Here is a 15,529-nt window from a genome sequence, read left to right as displayed (position 1 = left end):
GACTCGCATGAACAAACAGAAACTGCTCCTCTCAGCCGCAGCAGTGGCCTTCGTCGCCTTTGGCGTCGCCCGCCCCGCCGCCGCCGAGACGCTGGATGTCGTCGCTTCCTTCACCGTGCTCGCCGATGTCGTCAAGCAGGTCGGCGGCGACCATGTGAAGGTGTCGAGCCTCGTCGGCCCGAACGGCGACCCCCATGAATTCGAGCCGTCGCCGGCCGACGCCAAGAGGCTCAACGCCGCCAAAGTCACCTTCGTCAGCGGCGAGGGCCTGGAAGGCTGGATGGACCGGCTGATCAGCGCATCGGGCTACAAGGGAACGCCCGTCGTCGCCTCCGATGGCATCAACACCCGCACCATGGTCGATGACGGCAAGACGGTCACCGATCCGCATGTGTGGAACAGCCCGGTCAACGTGAAGGTCTGGGTCGCCAATATCGAAAAGGCGCTCTCCGCGGCCGATCCCGCCGACGCTGCCGATTTCAAGGCCAATGCCGAGCGCTACACCAAGGTGCTCACCGAACTCGACGCCTATGCCCACAGCAAGTTCGACAAGATCGCTGACGATCGCCGCAAGGTGCTGACGAGCCATGACGCCTTCGGCTATTTCGGCCGCGAATACAATGTCAGCTTCCTGTCGCCGCTCGGCGTCTCGACGGAAACCGAAGCCTCGGCCGCCGATGTCGCCAAGCTGATCGAGCAGATCAAGACCGAGCATGTGAAGACCTATTTCTTCGAAAACTCGAACGATCCGCGCCTCGTCAAGCAGGTCGCCAAGGCCACCGGCGCCGAGCCGGGCGGCGAGCTCTACGTCGAATCCCTTTCCAAGGCCAATGGTCCGGCTTCGACTTACGAGAAAATGTTCCGTTATAACGTTGACCAGCTGGCCGCCGCGATGGCGAAGTCGAGCTGAGCCGCCGACTGAACGAACACTGAGCAAACCGGGTCGCAGGTATGTTTCGCTTGCGGCCCGTTCTGCTTAAAGCCCGTTGTGCTTAAAGATTGAGATCGAAGACCAGCAGGCCGGCCAGGCCGCCATCGGTCGAAGAGACGATCCGCTCGCCGACGGCGACATGCTGCGGATGCACCAGATAGGCATCCCGCGCCTCGGCGCTCTCGAACGTTACGGCAAAACCATCGACAAAGCCGCCATGCAGCCCCTCCGGCGAGACATTCGGCCCGTATTTGACATCGACAATGCCGGGAATGACCTGCTGCAAAGCGGCCACGGATTCGAAGAGCGCCTTCTTCTCATCCTGTGTCATGGCGGATTTAAGCCGAAGAAAAACGCAATGCAGGATCATGGATACAGCCTCCCTGGATGTTGGAGGCAGCATAGAGGGAAAGGGGGATGGGGCAAGATGCAGGGTGGGTGATGTTTGTGCTTTTCAAAGGCAATCGCTACCATGACCGAATTGGGGCCGGGAGCGGTCTGTCCGCATTCGAGGACTAAATTGCGATAGCGCCTAACCCGCTCTCAATATTTGCTCTGTCCGAGATAGCAGCTTCTGAAGCAGGCGAGAGCTGTTTGCCGGGTTGTAACCCAACGTGAGTTCGATCGTCGGGGGTGTGCCCTCCAGAGGTCGCGCAACGACGTTTGGGGTCAAAAGATCCTCGGCATAGGCCGGGATGAGCGTAACTCCGCCGCATGACACAACCACAGATATCGTCGCTGAAAGGCTTCCAGCATCAAACCTAGGCTTGAGATTGATGCCGACCCTCGCAGCATATTGTTTGACGATTGCATCTACCGCCGGAGAGGCGGTTACGGAACCGACGTAGATTTCTTCAGCAAGATCTTGGGGTGTAATTGTCTCGCGTGCCACCAAACGGTGGTCGGCGGGCAACATCACGACCAATGGCTCCTCGAACAGGCTTCTGAAGCATAGGTTGGCGGCGCTCTCCTCTCGCCGGAGGAGTGCCGCATCAAGGCTCCCTCGCACCAGCGCGAGAGCGAGTTCAGGAGACGACTGGCTCGAAAGTTTGAATTCAACGCCGGGGGCTTCTTCCCGGAGAATGCGCATCACGCTTGGAAGCCAAGCCTCGTGACCGGCGAGAAACCCGATAGCGAACACGGGCCTCTCTGGCCTCCCGGCTCTCCGGGCGCCTTCAACCGCGGCTTCGACCTGCGCAAGCGCTAGCCGAGCGTGATCCAGAAAGACTTTCCCAGCTTCCGTGAGCGAGACACCCCGCGCTTGCCGGTCCAGCAATTTCACGCCGATCTCGGCCTCTAGGTCGCGGATTTGACGGCTCAGCGACGGCTGTGAGGTGTTGAGCTGCTGTTGTGCAGCCGCCAGCACGCTCCCGCGTTCGGCGACTGCGACGAAATAGCGAAAATGACGTAGGTCCATGAAGCATGTACTATACCTCTTAGGCATAGCTTGGCCAGACAAAGTCTTTGTTGCCGCCCGCGCCACCAGTTATTTCGTACCCGTCTCAACAGGGCGAGCGGAATGTCGAAGTCTAAACCCACCATCGTGTTCTGCCACGGCGTCCGTGCCGACGGATGGCGCTACAGGCCAACTGCCATCTGCGGCGAAAGCCCTTTTAGTCAACCTTTCAATGACTTCATATAATGGAGCAATTCGATGCCCACGATCACTACTAAAGACGGCGTAAACATCTTCTACAAGGACTGGGGCTCAGGCCAGCCGATCGTATTCAGTCACGGCTGGCCGCTGTCGGCGGACGACTGGGATGCCCAGATGATGTTCTTCCTTCATCACGGTTACCGGGTGATCGCGCACGATCGGCGCGGCCACGGCCGGTCCGACCAGCCCGCCACCGGTAATGACATGGAGCACTGGGTTGCCGACCTCGCGGCCCTGACCGAGCACCTCAACCTGCGCGACGCGATCCACATCGGCCACTCCACGGGTGGCGGTGAGGTGGCTCGTTATGTCGCCCGCCACCAAGAGCGCGTCGCGAAGGCGGTACTGGTCGCTTCCCTGACGCCGAACATGTATCGGAGCGAGGAAAACCCGTCCGGTCAGTCGCCGGAGTGGTTCGAAGCGATCCGGGCGGGCGTGCTGGGCAACCGGTCGGAGTTCTTCCGTTTCGTCCCTGAGAACCCGTTTTACGGTTATAACCTCGATGGCACCAAGCCTTCGGAGGCAATCATCGCGAACTGGTGGCGTCAGGGAATGGCCGGCGGTGCCCTCGCTCACTACGCGACTGTTGCCTCTTGGCTCGAAGATTATACAGAAGACCTGAAGAAGATCACCGTGCCGGTGCTGGTGATGCATGGCGAGGCCGATCAAGTCGTTCCGTTTGCAAGTTCGGTGCCGCGTGCGGTTGACGTGCTCAAGAACGGATCGCTGAAGACCTATCCGGGCTACCCCCATGGCATGCTGACCACACATGCGGATGTCCTTAACCCCGACCTGCTCTCGTTCATCAGGTCTTGACGACATCGACCGGACCGCGGCCGTTACCCAACGTCGGCCGGACGATCTGTCACCCGGCAGCGCCGGGTGACACCTGTTGGTGCTGGTACGTAGAGCGTTCCAGTTTTTCGGCCTCCGGCCTTTAGGAACTTCAGCTTGGCGTTGCTTTCGTCTTTGCGTTTTATGGCGCTCAGCTCGATGGCAGCTTTGGGAGATCACTGATCGCGTCTGAGCGACCGAAATGGGGGCGCGAACCTGCCGTGGCGTCTCAACAGCAAGGGGACCGCTTTTCGTCCGGCGATTTTGGGCGGCGCCAGTGAAAAAGCTGCCGTTCGCTGGTCCGAACGACAACGACTGCTTGCGACCCCTTCGCTGCCGCTGGTCGTCATGAATGACGTTCCTCAATCCGGACGCTAAGGTGGCCGAAGCTGCCGCATGTTTTGGGGAATCTCGCGACAAACGGCATGGCCAGAACCGGCCTGGGCTCGTTTTAGTTTCAGATTCGACGGTCGCAAATGACTGTGCAATCTGGCATTCTTTAGGGCCTAATCATGTTTGACCGGAGGAACAATGAGCGATCACCAAGAACACAACCCATTTGATGGCCCTCAGATGCAGGGAACGCATTACGAGCGGGCCGATATGTCGGGCGCTAATTTCGATGGTGTAGACCTCGCAGACGCGCGATTTTACGCTGTTTTGACTAAGGCAAAATTCACCGACACCAATTTAAGCGAAGCGCTTTTTGACGATATCTGCCTTGCAGACGCGCGCTTTAACAACGCCAATCTGTCCGGAGCCACCATCACGAACGCAAATCTATCGCGATTGATCATACGCGATGTCACACTGGCGGATTCAGACATCAAAGACGCCGATTTGACTGGGATGCGGATCAACGGCGTTCTCGTAACCGATCTATTCATGGCCTATGAAAAGACGAAAACCTAAAGAAGCCCTTCTTGCGCGACAGATTTTTGCGACATTGGAAGTCCGCTTTCGCGCATTGTCAGCCCGGAAGCTGACTGATCGGTTCCCACCCCGGCGCTGACGTGCTGTCGATGTGCCCGACTGTCCGCTTTTAGGTACTCATAAGTGCAGCAGGAAAGGCCGGAAAGAAGGCGCAAAGCGGCTATCAAGCGTTGTAGCCCAGCAACACCACCAACCCCCTACTTCCGCTTAAACGGCTCCATCCCCTTGCGCGCCAGCTCATCCGCGCGCTCATTCTCGGGATGCCCGGCATGGCCCTTCACCCAGTGCAGCGTGACCTGATGCCGGTTGCGGGCCTCTTCCAGCGCCTGCCATAGCTCGGCGTTCTTCACCGGCTTCTTGTCGGCGGTCTTCCAGCCGTTTTTCTTCCAGCCGAAAATCCATTTGGAGATGCCGTCCATCACATATTTGGAGTCGGTGTGAAGATCGACCTCGCAGGGGCTCTTCAGCGCGTTGAGCGCCGAGATCGCCGCCAGCAGCTCCATGCGGTTGTTGGTGGTCTCGGCCTCGCCGCCGAAAAGTTCCTTTTCGACGTCGCCGTAGCGCAGCACCGCGCCCCAGCCGCCGGGACCGGGATTGCCGGAGCAGGCGCCGTCCGTGAAGATATCGACATGCTTCATGCCTTCAGCCCGTATTCGGCTGCGGAGGCGATCTGGCGGTGAAAGCGCAGCTTGCGCAGATATTCAATCGGGTCCTTCTTGGTGACCATGGCGCCGGCCGGCGTCGTCAGCCAGTCGTAAAGGCGGGTCAGGAAGAAGCGCAGCGCCGAGCCGCGCGCGAGCGTCGGCAGTGCTGCGATTTCGGCTGACTTCAGCGGGCGCACGCTCTGATAGCCGCCGAGCAGCGCCATGCCCTTGGTGATGTTGTAGGCGTGGTCCTTCTCGAAGCACCAGGCATTGAGGCAGATCGAGACATCGTAGGCGAGCTGATCGTTGCAGGCGAAATAGAAGTCGATCAGTCCGGAAAGCGTGTCGCCCAGGAAGAAGACATTGTCCGGGAAAAGGTCGGCGTGGATGACGCCTTCAGGCAGGTCCTTCGGCCAATGGTGCTCAAGGAAATCGAGCTCGCTGCGGATCTCGTTCTGCAGGCCGGACTCGACCTCATCGGCGCGCGCCTCGGACTTTTCCCAGAGCCCTTGCCAACCCTCGAGCGACAGCGCATTCGGGCGGCGGATCTCGAAGCCCTCGCCGGCAACATGCATGGCGGCCAGCGCCTTGCCGACCTCGCGGCAATGATGCGCCTCGGGCTTCCTCAGCCACATGCCTTCGAGGAAGGAGATCAGGGCGGCAGGGCGGCCGGAGAGATGGCCAAGCAGCTCGCCATCGCGGCGGGGCAACGGCAGCGGGCAGGACAGGCCGCGGCTTGCCAGATGCTGCATCAGCCCCAGGAAAAACGGCAGGTCGCCCTTGTCGACGCGCTTCTCATAAAGCGTCAGGATCAGCGGATCGCGCGTCGTGTGCAGCAGGAAGTTCGAATTCTCGACTCCCTCGGCAATGCCCTTATAGGAGAGCAGTTCGCCTACATCATACTCCGTCAGGAACCACTTCAAATCGTCTTCGGTAATATCGGTATAAACAGCCACGAAACAGTCCTGAATTTGGGCGCTTTGGGATCGGTTATTCGCCGTTGACGAAGGCCATGTCGGCGGTCGTCAGCTCGATGCTGCGCAGCTCGCGATTGACGAGGAAATTCTCGGTTTCCTTCACCGTCTCGGCAAGCTCCACGACGGCATTGTAGCGGGCGCGGAACGCTTCGATGATCTCGTTGACGATGACCTCTGGCGCAGATGCACCAGCCGAAAGGCCGACAGTGCTGATGTCGCCGATATTGTCCCAGTCGATCTCCGAAGCGCGCTGGACGAGCACAGATTTCGTCGCCCCTGCTCGCAGCGCCACTTCGACGAGGCGCTTGGAATTGGAGGAATTCGGCGCGCCGACGACGATGAAGAGATCGCAGCCGGGAGCCGCCTCCTTCACCACTTCCTGGCGGTTCGTGGTGGCATAGCAGATCGAATCGGCTGATGGGGCGGTGAGATTGGGAAAGCGCTCCTGCAGCCGCGCGATGACGCCGGCGGTGTCATCGACCGAAAGCGTCGTCTGGGTCACGAAGCCGAGATTATCAGGATCGGCGGGCTCGTAAACGTCGGCATCCTCGACAGTCTCGATCAGCGACACGGCGCCTTCGGGAAGCTGGCCCATGGTGCCGATCACTTCCGGATGACCGGCATGGCCGATGAGGACGACATGGCGGCCGAGGCGATTGTGGCGCATGGCCTGCTTGTGGACCTTGGAAACCAGCGGACAGGTCGCGTCGAGATAGAAGAGATTGCGCGCATCGGCATCGGCCGGCACGGATTTCGGCACGCCATGGGCGGAGAACACGACCGGCTGGGCGCGATGCTCGGCCGGGATCTCGTCCAGCTCCTCGACGAAGATGGCGCCCTTGGCTTCCAGCCCCTCGACGACATAGCGATTATGCACGATCTCGTGGCGGACATAGACCGGCGCACCATAGGCCTTCAGCGCCAGCACGACGATCTGGATGGCGCGATCGACGCCGGCGCAAAAGCCGCGCGGCCCGCAAAGCCGGATGGTCAGGTCAGGTTTGGAAACGGCTATGTTCATGTCTCTTCCGAAATCCGCGACAGTGGCAGAGCTATAGATAGGTGCGCCCTGCCGCCTGCTCCGTTTAGTCCGCATGATCTTGTCCAAAAACCGCTGCGCACTTTTGGGATCATGCTCTAGCCGAATATTCCATCGAAATGAAGCTATTCTATTGTGAGGGCGCGTCCGGATGATGTTTGCGCCACCAGGAAATCGCGACGATGGCAGCCAGCGCCACCGCCAGGCCATACCAGGTCACCGCATATTGCAGGTGGCTGTTCGGCAGATCGATGATGGTCACGCCGCCGATCGGCAAGCCCTGAGGATTGGGCGTCTTGTCGGCATCGATGAAGAAGGGCAGCACCTTGTCCTTGGGCAGCCCGACACTGGATGCCATCGCATCCAGGTCCCTCCAGAAGAATATGTTCTTGACCGTATCGTTGTCCGGCATGCCCGAGGGCCGGTCGACGAGCTTGGCGCGTGCAAGGCCGGTGACGGTCTGCTCGCCGGTCAGCTGGCCCTGCTTGCGCATTTCCGGCTCTTTGGCCTCGGACGGCACGAAACCCCGGTTGACGAAGATGAAGCGGCCATCGTCAAGCTGCAAAGGCGTATAGATGTGAAAGCCCGGCTCCTCTGCATAGGTGGCGAGGAAGTCCCGTTCCTTGTTGTTGAGATAGTGACCGGTGGTAGTCACCACGCGATATTCTATGTCGCCGCCGGAAGCGGCCATCGCCTCGATCGCCGACAGCGGCACGGCAGGCGCATCCTTGCGCGCGGCAATGTCGGCCAGCAGGCCTTCCTTCCAGTGCAGCCGCTGGACCTGCCAGGTGCCCAAACAAACCAGGATGACAAGGACGGCGAGCAGGATCAGCGCCTTGCCGATTTGCCACAGAGGATTGGCGCGGCGGACTGATACAGCAGACTCAGTCACGACTGATCTGCCCTTCGCTGGCCTTGTTGCGATATTGCAGCGCGATCAGAATGCCCTTGCACCACCGCAGGGACAGCAGCGACAGAATGATGGTGAGCGGCGCAAACAGCACGATATAGACCCACACCGGCGGCGCATAATTGATCTGCATCCACAGGACCAGACCGATGACGATGAAGCCGACGATCAGGATGACAAAGACCGCCGGCCCATCGCCGGCATCGGCAAACGTATAGTCGAGATTGCAGGCGGAACAACGCGGCTTTATCGACAATAATCCATCGAAGAGCTTGCCATGGCCGCAGCGCGGGCAACATCCCTGGATACCGACCTTGAACGGATCGACGGGGGCAAAGAGGGTGCTGTCATCACGGGGTGCCCCGTCGGGGCCTTTGTCTTGCTCTGAGGTCAAAGTTCTGTCTCGATCGGCCTGTCATTGCGGACGAGCATTCCGATCCCGCCCCCTATCATCATCAGTAGCGGCGATGGGTGCGTCCGTCCAATCGAAAAGCTCTGACATCGTCGCATTCGGGCCGGAATATATGCAAAAGGGACCTATTTCATGGAACATCGCGACGGTGGCTCAGCGGGCCGCATCATCATCCTGAACGGTGCGCCGCGGTCGGGAAAATCCAGCATCGTCGAGGCCATCCAGGCCGGATTCGACGGCGTGTGGGTCAATCTCGGCGTCGACGCCTATATCAGGCACATCACGCCGGCGCGCTACCGTCCGGGCATCGGCCTGCGCCCCGGCGGCGAGCGGCCCGATCTCGAACCGCTCATTCCGCGCTTTTATGCCGCACTGTATGCGTCGATCGCCGCACACAGCCGCATGGGCTTGAATGTCGTCGCCGAGTTCGGCCATCACGACGCCTATTCGCGCCCGCTCGGCATTCTGGCGGATTGCGCCAGGCAATTGGCCGGGTTGCCGGTTCTATTCGTCGGCGTGCGCTGTTCGCTCGACGTGGTGATGCAGCGGCGGCTGGCGGAAAGCCCGGAGAGGCAAGGAATCTACGTTCCGATCGGCCCTGATATGGCCGTTCCCGCGCCGGTGCTTGCCTGGCAGGAAGAGGTGCATCGGCCCGGCATCTACGATCTGGAGGTCGATACCTCGGCAAAAAGCCCGCAGGCATGCGCAGATGAGATCAAGCAGGCTCTGGATCGCGGCATTCCGAGCCCCTCGGCATTCGAGCGGCTTGCGGCGGGCGGCTGAAGCCGCCCAAACAGAAAGGCGGACACCTGGTGCCCGCCTTCCATTTCATTGCAAGGGGATATTGGCGATCAGCCGGCCGCGACCGGCGCACCCCAGCTGCCCCAGATGTAGATGCAGAAGAACAGGAACAGCCAGACGACGTCGACGAAGTGCCAGTACCAGGCGGCCGCCTCGAAGCCGAAATGCTGCTTCGGAGTGAAATCGCCCCTGATGGCGCGGCCGAGGCACACCAGCAGGAAGATCGTGCCTATCAACACGTGGAAGCCGTGGAAGCCGGTCGCCATGAAGAAGGTCGCGCCATAGATCGAGTTCTTGAACTCGAAGGGTGCGTGCGCATATTCGTAGGCCTGCACGCAGGAGAACAGCGCGCCGAGAAGGACTGTCAGCGTCAGCCCCTGGATCATGCTCTTGCGGTCGCCATGCAGCAGCGCATGGTGCGCCCAGGTGACCGTCGTGCCCGACAGCAGCAGGATGATGGTGTTGTATATCGGCAGGTGCCAGGGATCGAGCACCTCGACACCCTTCGGCGGGAACTGGCCGCCGAGGAAAGCCGTACGCGAAGCCTGGATCGCCTCGTTCGGGAACAGGCTGACGTCGAAATAGGCCCAGAACCAGGCGACGAAGAACATCACCTCGGAGGCGATGAACATGATCATGCCGTAGCGCAGGTGCAGCGAGACGACGCGTGTATGCGCGCCTTCATGCGCCTCCTTGATCGTGTCCGACCACCAGCCGTACATGACGTAGAGGATGACAGCCAGGCCAATGAAAAACAGCCAGGGCTGCGCAAAGTTGATCCCGAACAGATGCAGCGCGCCGCCATTGAGGTAGCGCATGAAGCCGACGCCGCCGAAGGTGATCACGAAGGCCCCGATGGCCGCGATGAACGGCCATGGGCTGGGATCGATAATATGATAATCGTGTTTCTTCTGATGCGCTTCGGCCATGTCAGCAATCCCCGAATAACTTTTTCCCATATTGCTTCCGGTGAACCCGAAAAGCACTCTCCATCAAAGTTTTTTTTCCGCCGGCTGCACTGCGCCGTCATTCGACGCCAAGGGCTTTGCGCCCTCCCGCGGGTAGAATGTGTAGGACAGTGTCAGCGCGTTGATCGACTTGGTTTCCGCAGCCTTGGTGATTTCAGGATCGACGTAGAAGACCACCGGCATCTCGCGCTTTTCCCCGGGCGCGAGATCTGTTTCATTGAAGCAGAAGCATTGGACCTTGTTGAAATAGACACCGGCTTCGAGCGGCGTGACATTGAAGATCGCCTGGCCGCGCTCCACCTTATCGGACTTGTTTTCCACCAGGAACTTGACCTCAATCGTCTCGCCGATCTTCGGATTCACCGATTTTTGCGCCGGCTTGAAATCCCAGGGCAGGCCGGGCGCGACATTGGCGTCGAAGGAAACCTGGATCGACTTGTCGAGAATGACGCTGGATACCTGTTCCGTACGCTGCGTGGTGCCGTTGTAGCCCGTAACCTGGCAAAACATGCGATAAAGCGGCACGGCGGCGGCACACATGGCGCTCATGCCGATGACGAAGCTCAGGCACATGGCAACGACCAGCCCGTTGTTACGGGTGCCGGTTCTTGCGCTCTTCGTGACCTCCTCCTCCATCATCCCTCCTCAACCGTGTCCGGTGCCGACCTTGATGATGGTGATCGTGTAGAACAGGATCACCAGGCCGGCCAGTACCAGGCCGAGCGCGATATTGCGCCCTCGCCGCGATTTCTTCTGTGCTTCCGTCAATTTGACGAGGTCGATCATAGCCAGCCTCCGCCGCCGCTCGACATCAACACGGCAATGAGCCGGTCGATCAGCAGCGCGGAAAAGATCGCAAAGAGATAGATGATGGAAAAGCCGAAGAGCTTCTTTGCCGGAACCATCTTCTTGTCGCCATCGGCCATGCGCCAGACGGCGATGGAACAGTGCACGAAGATCGCGCCCAGCACCGCGGCGACGACGCCGTAACCCAGGCTCGCAAAGCCCATGAAAGCCGGTACCACACCGACGATGGCGGTCAGCACGGCGTAGACGACGATCTGCTTCTTGGTCGTGGGGATACCAGCGACGTTCGGCAGCATCGGGACGCCGACGGCCTCGTAGTCGCCCATCTTGAACAGGGCCAGCGCCCAGAAATGCGCCGGCGTCCAGAGAAAGATGATGAGGAAGAGCACGATGCTCTCGATCGACACACTACCGGTGACGCAGGCCCAGCCGATAACAGGCGGGAAGGCGCCGGCGGCGCCGCCGATGACGATATTCTGCGGTGTCGAACGCTTCAGCCACATCGTGTAGATGACGGCGTAGAAGAAAATCGTGAAAGCGAGTATCCCGGCGGAGAGCCAGTTGACGGCAAGACCGAGGATCACCACCGAAAAACCTGACAGCACGAGGCCGAACGCCAGCGCTTCGGAGGCCCTGATGCGGCCCGAGGGTATCGGCCGGCGCGCGGTGCGGCTCATCACCGCGTCGATATCGGCATCATACCACATGTTCAAGGCGCCGGATGCGCCGGCACCCACGGCTATGCAAAGAATGGCGATGAAACCGAGAATCGGATTGATATGACCGGGAGCCAGCACCAGGCCGGTAAAGGCGGTGAAGACGACCAGCGACATGACCCGCGGTTTCAGAAGCTCGAAATAATCGCGTGCACTCGCTTCCGACAAGCCGGTTTCGCCTTTCTTTGCGAGCGCTTCGTGATTGTCGATGACCGTCATTCTCTCTTCCAATTGTCAGTTGAGCCGGACGCCGCTCATCACGGCGTCCGGAAACAGGCTTACTTGATGCGCGGCAACTCTTCCCACTGGTGGTGCGGCGGCGGCGACGAAAGCTGCCACTCAAGCGTGGTTGCACCCTCACCCCAGGGATTGTTGCCTGCAACGCGCTTCTTCACGAATGCATCTATAACGCCCCAGAAGAAGAAGCAAACGCCTACCGCTGCGACATAGGAGCCGATGGAGGACACGAAGTTCCACCCCGCATAAGCATCCGGATAGTCGATGTAGCGGCGCGGCATGCCCGCGCGGCCGAGGAAGTGCTGCGGGAAGAACACCATGTTCACACCGACGAAGGTGATCCAGAAGTGCCAGTTGCCGATCCGCTCGTTGTACATGTAGCCGGTCATCTTCGGGAACCAGTAGTACCAGGCGGCGAAGATCGCAAAGACCGCGCCGAGCGACAGCACGTAGTGGAAGTGTGCCACAACAAAGTAGGTCGCGTGCAATTCGCGGTCGAGGCCGGCATTGGCGAGCTGAACGCCGGTGACGCCGCCGAGCGTGAACAGGAAGATGAAGCCGAGCGCCCAGATCATCGGCGTGCGGAACTCGATGGAGCCGCCCCACATCGTCGCGATCCACGAGAAGACCTTCACGCCGGTCGGCACCGCGATGACCATCGTCGCGAACACGAAATAGCGCTGCGTGTCGAGCGACAGGCCGGTCACGTACATGTGGTGGGCCCAGACGACGAAGCCGACCGCGCCGATCGCAACCATGGCGTAGGCCATGCCGAGATAGCCGAAGATCGGCTTGCGCGAGAAGGTGGAGATGATGTGGCTGATCATGCCGAAGCCGGGCAGGATCAGGATGTAGACTTCCGGATGGCCGAAGAACCAGAAGAGGTGCTGATAAAGCAGCGGGTCGCCGCCGCCTTCCGGCGCAAAGAACGTCGTGCCGAAGTTGCGGTCGGTCAGCAGCATGGTGATGGCGCCGGCAAGAACGGGCAGCGACAGGAGCAGCAGGAAGGCAGTGACCAGCACCGACCAGGCAAACAGCGGCATCTTGTGCAGCGTCATGCCCGGGGCACGCATGTTGAGGATCGTCGTGATGAAGTTGATCGCGCCGAGGATAGACGAGGCGCCGGCAAGATGCAGCGCGAAGATCACCAGATCGATCGCTGGGCCCGGATGGCCGACGGTACCCGACAACGGTACATACATCGTCCAGCCGGCGCCCGCGCCATAAGCACCCGCGGGACCCTCGACGAACATCGAAAGAATGAGCAGCAGGAAGGCCGGAACGATGAGCCAGAAGGAGATGTTGTTCAGGCGCGGAAACGCCATGTCAGGCGCGCCGATCATGATCGGCACCATCCAGTTGGCAAAGCCGCCGATCATCGCCGGCATGACCATGAAGAAGATCATGATCAGCGCGTGGGCTGTCACGAAGACGTTGTACATCTGCTTGCCGCCGTCGATGGCGGCATCGCCCGAATAGCCATAGACCATGGACGCCAGACCGCTGAAGATCTGAATGCCGGGCTCCTGCAATTCCATGCGGATGGCAACGGACAGCAGGAAACCGATCACACCCGCGAAAATCGCGAAGATCAGATAGAGCGTGCCGATGTCCTTGTGATTCGTCGAATACAGCCAGCGCTCGGCAAAGCTTGGCGTGTGAGTGTGATGATCGTCATGCGCATGGGCGTCCTGAAGATCGTGCGAATGATCGTCGTGTGCCGTGGATCCAGCCATTGTCCCTACCCCTCCTTATTTCGCCGTGTTTTCAGCGACCTTGACGGTTGCCGGTTGGTCGACGGCGGCCATCAGAGCCTTGTTCGCCTTGCTCAGATCAGTTGCAGCGGAAGCCATCCACTGCTTGTACTGATCGTCGGAGACGACACGGATGGCGATCGGCATGAAAGAGTGATCCTTGCCGCAGAGCTCGGAACACTGGCCGTAAAACAGGCCTTCGCGGTCAGCTTTGAACCAGGTCTCGTTCAGACGGCCAGGAATAGCGTCGATCCTGATGCCGAAGGCAGGCATGGCGAAGGAATGGATGACATCGGTCGGCGCGGCAGTGACGAGAACACGGACGTTCTTGCCGATCGGCACCACCATCTCGTTATCGACGGCAAGGAGCCGAGGATATTTCGACTTGTCTTCCTTGCCGGCGGCCGCCCGATCCGGCTCCTTCAACATGAACGAATCGAAGGCGAGCGGCGTGGTGCCGCTGTTCTCGTATTCATAGTTCCACTGCCACTGCGTCGCCGTCGCCTTGACGGTCACGTCCGTCTGCTCCGGGAAAGTCAGCTGGTCAGTGAGAAGGTTGAAGGAAGGAATGGCCAGGAACAGAAGGACGAGGACAGGACCTATGGTCCAGGCGACCTCGACCAGCGTGTTGTGACTCGTCCTGGAGGGCACCGGGTTTTTGGAAGCCCGGAATTTCACGATAACGACGACCAGAAGGACGAGAACAAGCAGCGTGATCGGGATGATAAACCAAAGCGTGTACGCCTCAAACCAGCGGATTTGATGCATATTGCCGGTCGCCGCCTCCTGCATACCGGTTTCCCAAGGTCTCGGCTGATCGGCATAACTGCCTGTCGCGAAAAGCAGACAGATCAGAGCCGTCAGAGCCGCGTAAGCTCTCTTAATCACGATGTCTCTCCCTCCAGCGTTTGATCCCAGATCAACCTCAAACGCAGTATCCCTACAGTCTATTGCGCTTCAAACCACAGTTTGGGGTACTCCGCAACAACTCCCGCCATTTGTTAGTGCGGCATTTTTGCGCGAATATGCCGTCCCCTTTTGCCTGCCGGACATGGCAAGCATTTCATCATCATACGAAAAATTGCATCGCGGTCCATGGCGTCACACGGACAAAATGGAGTACACGTCGTATTTCCGCCGTAGTCGATTGGAATCCAGCACGCGGGGCTTTTCATTTGCCAGCCTGGGCTTCAACAATATCGGCACTGATTCGAATCTAGAGGTTTCCATGGGTTTTCGTTCCCTTGCCCGGCTTTGGCTTGTTACCGGCAGCATTGCGGCATCGATCGCTGTGCCTGCATGGGCGCAGCAGGCACAACAGACTCAGCCGGCGCAGCAGACCCAACAGCTGCAACCCCAGCAACAGGGCCAGCCGCAGCCCCATACGCAGCAAGTTCCGACCAGCCAGGTTCCACAACCTCCGGGCACGGTGCGCTCGAGCCACGGGGCCTGGTCCGTCGTCTGCGACAAGCCGGCGGGTGCTTCTGCCGAGCAGTGCGCCCTGATGCAGAACGTGATCGCAGAGGATCGCCCGGAGATCGGCCTTTCCGTCGTGGTCCTGAAGACCGCCGATCGCAAGTCAAAGATCCTGCGCGTGCTCGCGCCGCTCGGCGTGCTTTTGCCGAACGGCCTCGGCCTCAATATCGACGGCAAGGATATCGGTCGCGCCTATTTCGTGCGCTGCTTTGCCGACGGCTGCTATGCGGAAGTCGTGCTCGAGGACGAATTGCTGAAGACGCTGCGCAGCGGCGCCACCGCGACCTTCATCGTCTTCCAGTCGCCGGAGGAAGGCATTGGCATTCCGGTCGATCTGAAGGGCTTTGCAGAAGGCTACGACGCCCTTCCCTGAGGGGATGGGCTTGCTCTTGCGCCATGCGAAGCCTACATCGGCTCTGAACGGAGCACCTGA

The 15,529-nt window shown here is 60.0% G+C and carries 18 protein-coding genes; 5 read left to right on the top strand and 13 right to left on the bottom strand.

Going from position 1 to position 15,529, the window contains the following annotated elements:
* The first annotated feature begins 7 nt into the window (after window positions 1–7).
* Window positions 8–910, top strand: a complete 903-nt coding sequence (locus FHT28_RS19055) for a zinc ABC transporter substrate-binding protein (protein ID WP_047638881.1) — start codon at window positions 8–10, stop codon at window positions 908–910.
* 82 nt (window positions 911–992) lie between these two features.
* Here the strand turns inward: FHT28_RS19055 and FHT28_RS19050 are convergent, their stop codons facing one another.
* Window positions 993–1,301, bottom strand: a complete 309-nt coding sequence (locus FHT28_RS19050; protein WP_113119269.1) for a Dabb family protein — start codon at window positions 1,299–1,301, stop codon at window positions 993–995.
* A 162-nt stretch (window positions 1,302–1,463) separates the two neighbouring features.
* The gene (locus tag FHT28_RS19045) at window positions 1,464–2,348 is read right to left on the bottom strand and encodes a LysR family transcriptional regulator (RefSeq protein WP_168597124.1); all 885 of its coding nucleotides are present in this window, start codon (window positions 2,346–2,348) and stop codon (window positions 1,464–1,466) included.
* A gap of 237 nt (window positions 2,349–2,585) precedes the next feature.
* On the opposite strand from FHT28_RS19045, the gene FHT28_RS19040 reads away from it, so the two are divergent.
* On the top strand, window positions 2,586–3,404 hold the full coding sequence (locus FHT28_RS19040) for an alpha/beta hydrolase (protein ID WP_168597047.1): 819 nt from the start codon (window positions 2,586–2,588) through the stop codon (window positions 3,402–3,404).
* Window positions 3,405–3,953: 549 nt separating this feature from the next.
* Window positions 3,954–4,334 (top strand): pentapeptide repeat-containing protein, encoded by a 381-nt coding sequence (locus FHT28_RS19035; protein WP_168597046.1) that lies wholly within the window; start codon window positions 3,954–3,956, stop codon window positions 4,332–4,334.
* A gap of 218 nt (window positions 4,335–4,552) precedes the next feature.
* On the opposite strand, the gene rnhA is transcribed toward FHT28_RS19035, so the two are convergent.
* From rnhA to FHT28_RS19010, 5 genes are all read right to left on the bottom strand, one after another.
* Window positions 4,553–4,993 carry a ribonuclease HI gene (gene rnhA / locus FHT28_RS19030; RefSeq protein ID WP_034508264.1) on the bottom strand — a complete coding sequence of 147 codons (441 nt, stop codon included), beginning with the start codon at window positions 4,991–4,993 and terminating at the stop codon, window positions 4,553–4,555.
* Window positions 4,990–5,955 (bottom strand): homoserine kinase, encoded by a 966-nt coding sequence (locus tag FHT28_RS19025; RefSeq protein ID WP_168597045.1) that lies wholly within the window; start codon window positions 5,953–5,955, stop codon window positions 4,990–4,992. Before FHT28_RS19025 ends, rnhA begins: the two co-directional genes overlap by 4 nt.
* Before the next feature lie 34 nt (window positions 5,956–5,989).
* On the bottom strand, window positions 5,990–6,997 hold the full coding sequence (ispH, locus tag FHT28_RS19020) for a 4-hydroxy-3-methylbut-2-enyl diphosphate reductase (RefSeq protein WP_037198615.1): 1,008 nt from the start codon (window positions 6,995–6,997) through the stop codon (window positions 5,990–5,992).
* A 148-nt stretch (window positions 6,998–7,145) separates the two neighbouring features.
* Entirely contained in the window at window positions 7,146–7,907 is a 762-nt protein-coding gene (locus tag FHT28_RS19015; protein WP_168597044.1) for an SURF1 family protein, read from the bottom strand.
* Window positions 7,900–8,319 carry a DUF983 domain-containing protein gene (locus FHT28_RS19010; RefSeq protein WP_047560663.1) on the bottom strand — a complete coding sequence of 140 codons (420 nt, stop codon included), beginning with the start codon at window positions 8,317–8,319 and terminating at the stop codon, window positions 7,900–7,902. Before FHT28_RS19010 ends, FHT28_RS19015 begins: the two co-directional genes overlap by 8 nt.
* A 150-nt stretch (window positions 8,320–8,469) precedes the next feature.
* On the opposite strand from FHT28_RS19010, the gene FHT28_RS19005 reads away from it, so the two are divergent.
* Window positions 8,470–9,120, top strand: a complete 651-nt coding sequence (locus FHT28_RS19005; protein WP_168597043.1) for a chloramphenicol phosphotransferase — start codon at window positions 8,470–8,472, stop codon at window positions 9,118–9,120.
* A gap of 68 nt (window positions 9,121–9,188) precedes the next feature.
* Here the strand turns inward: FHT28_RS19005 and FHT28_RS19000 are convergent, their stop codons facing one another.
* The 6 genes from FHT28_RS19000 to coxB form a co-directional block, all read right to left on the bottom strand.
* Entirely contained in the window at window positions 9,189–10,067 is an 879-nt protein-coding gene (locus FHT28_RS19000) for a cytochrome c oxidase subunit 3 (RefSeq protein ID WP_037198608.1), read from the bottom strand.
* Window positions 10,068–10,130: 63 nt separating this feature from the next.
* Window positions 10,131–10,742 carry a cytochrome c oxidase assembly protein gene (locus FHT28_RS18995; RefSeq protein ID WP_037198633.1) on the bottom strand — a complete coding sequence of 204 codons (612 nt, stop codon included), beginning with the start codon at window positions 10,740–10,742 and terminating at the stop codon, window positions 10,131–10,133.
* Between the two features lie 9 nt (window positions 10,743–10,751).
* Window positions 10,752–10,892, bottom strand: coding sequence for a hypothetical protein (locus tag FHT28_RS18990; RefSeq protein WP_037198606.1), 141 nt, complete (start codon window positions 10,890–10,892; stop codon window positions 10,752–10,754).
* Entirely contained in the window at window positions 10,889–11,848 is a 960-nt protein-coding gene (locus tag FHT28_RS18985) for a heme o synthase (protein WP_092572932.1), read from the bottom strand. The genes FHT28_RS18990 and FHT28_RS18985 overlap by 4 nt, the downstream gene beginning before the upstream one ends.
* A 59-nt stretch (window positions 11,849–11,907) precedes the next feature.
* A complete protein-coding gene (ctaD, locus tag FHT28_RS18980) occupies window positions 11,908–13,602 on the bottom strand; it encodes a cytochrome c oxidase subunit I (RefSeq protein WP_168597042.1) in 1,695 nt (564 codons plus the stop codon).
* 15 nt (window positions 13,603–13,617) lie between these two features.
* Entirely contained in the window at window positions 13,618–14,508 is an 891-nt protein-coding gene (gene coxB / locus FHT28_RS18975) for a cytochrome c oxidase subunit II (RefSeq protein WP_037198600.1), read from the bottom strand.
* 340 nt (window positions 14,509–14,848) lie between these two features.
* Here coxB and FHT28_RS18970 point away from each other — a divergent pair, with 340 nt between their 5' ends.
* Entirely contained in the window at window positions 14,849–15,469 is a 621-nt protein-coding gene (locus FHT28_RS18970) for an invasion associated locus B family protein (RefSeq protein ID WP_037198632.1), read from the top strand.
* Window positions 15,470–15,529: the final 60 nt, after the last annotated feature.

Origin of the sequence: Rhizobium sp. SG570 (assembly GCF_012275345.1) — a bacterium.
In the GTDB taxonomy this organism is placed as follows: Bacteria; Pseudomonadota; Alphaproteobacteria; order Rhizobiales; family Rhizobiaceae; genus Rhizobium; species Rhizobium lusitanum.
This window is presented reverse-complemented; position numbering and strand designations above follow the sequence as displayed.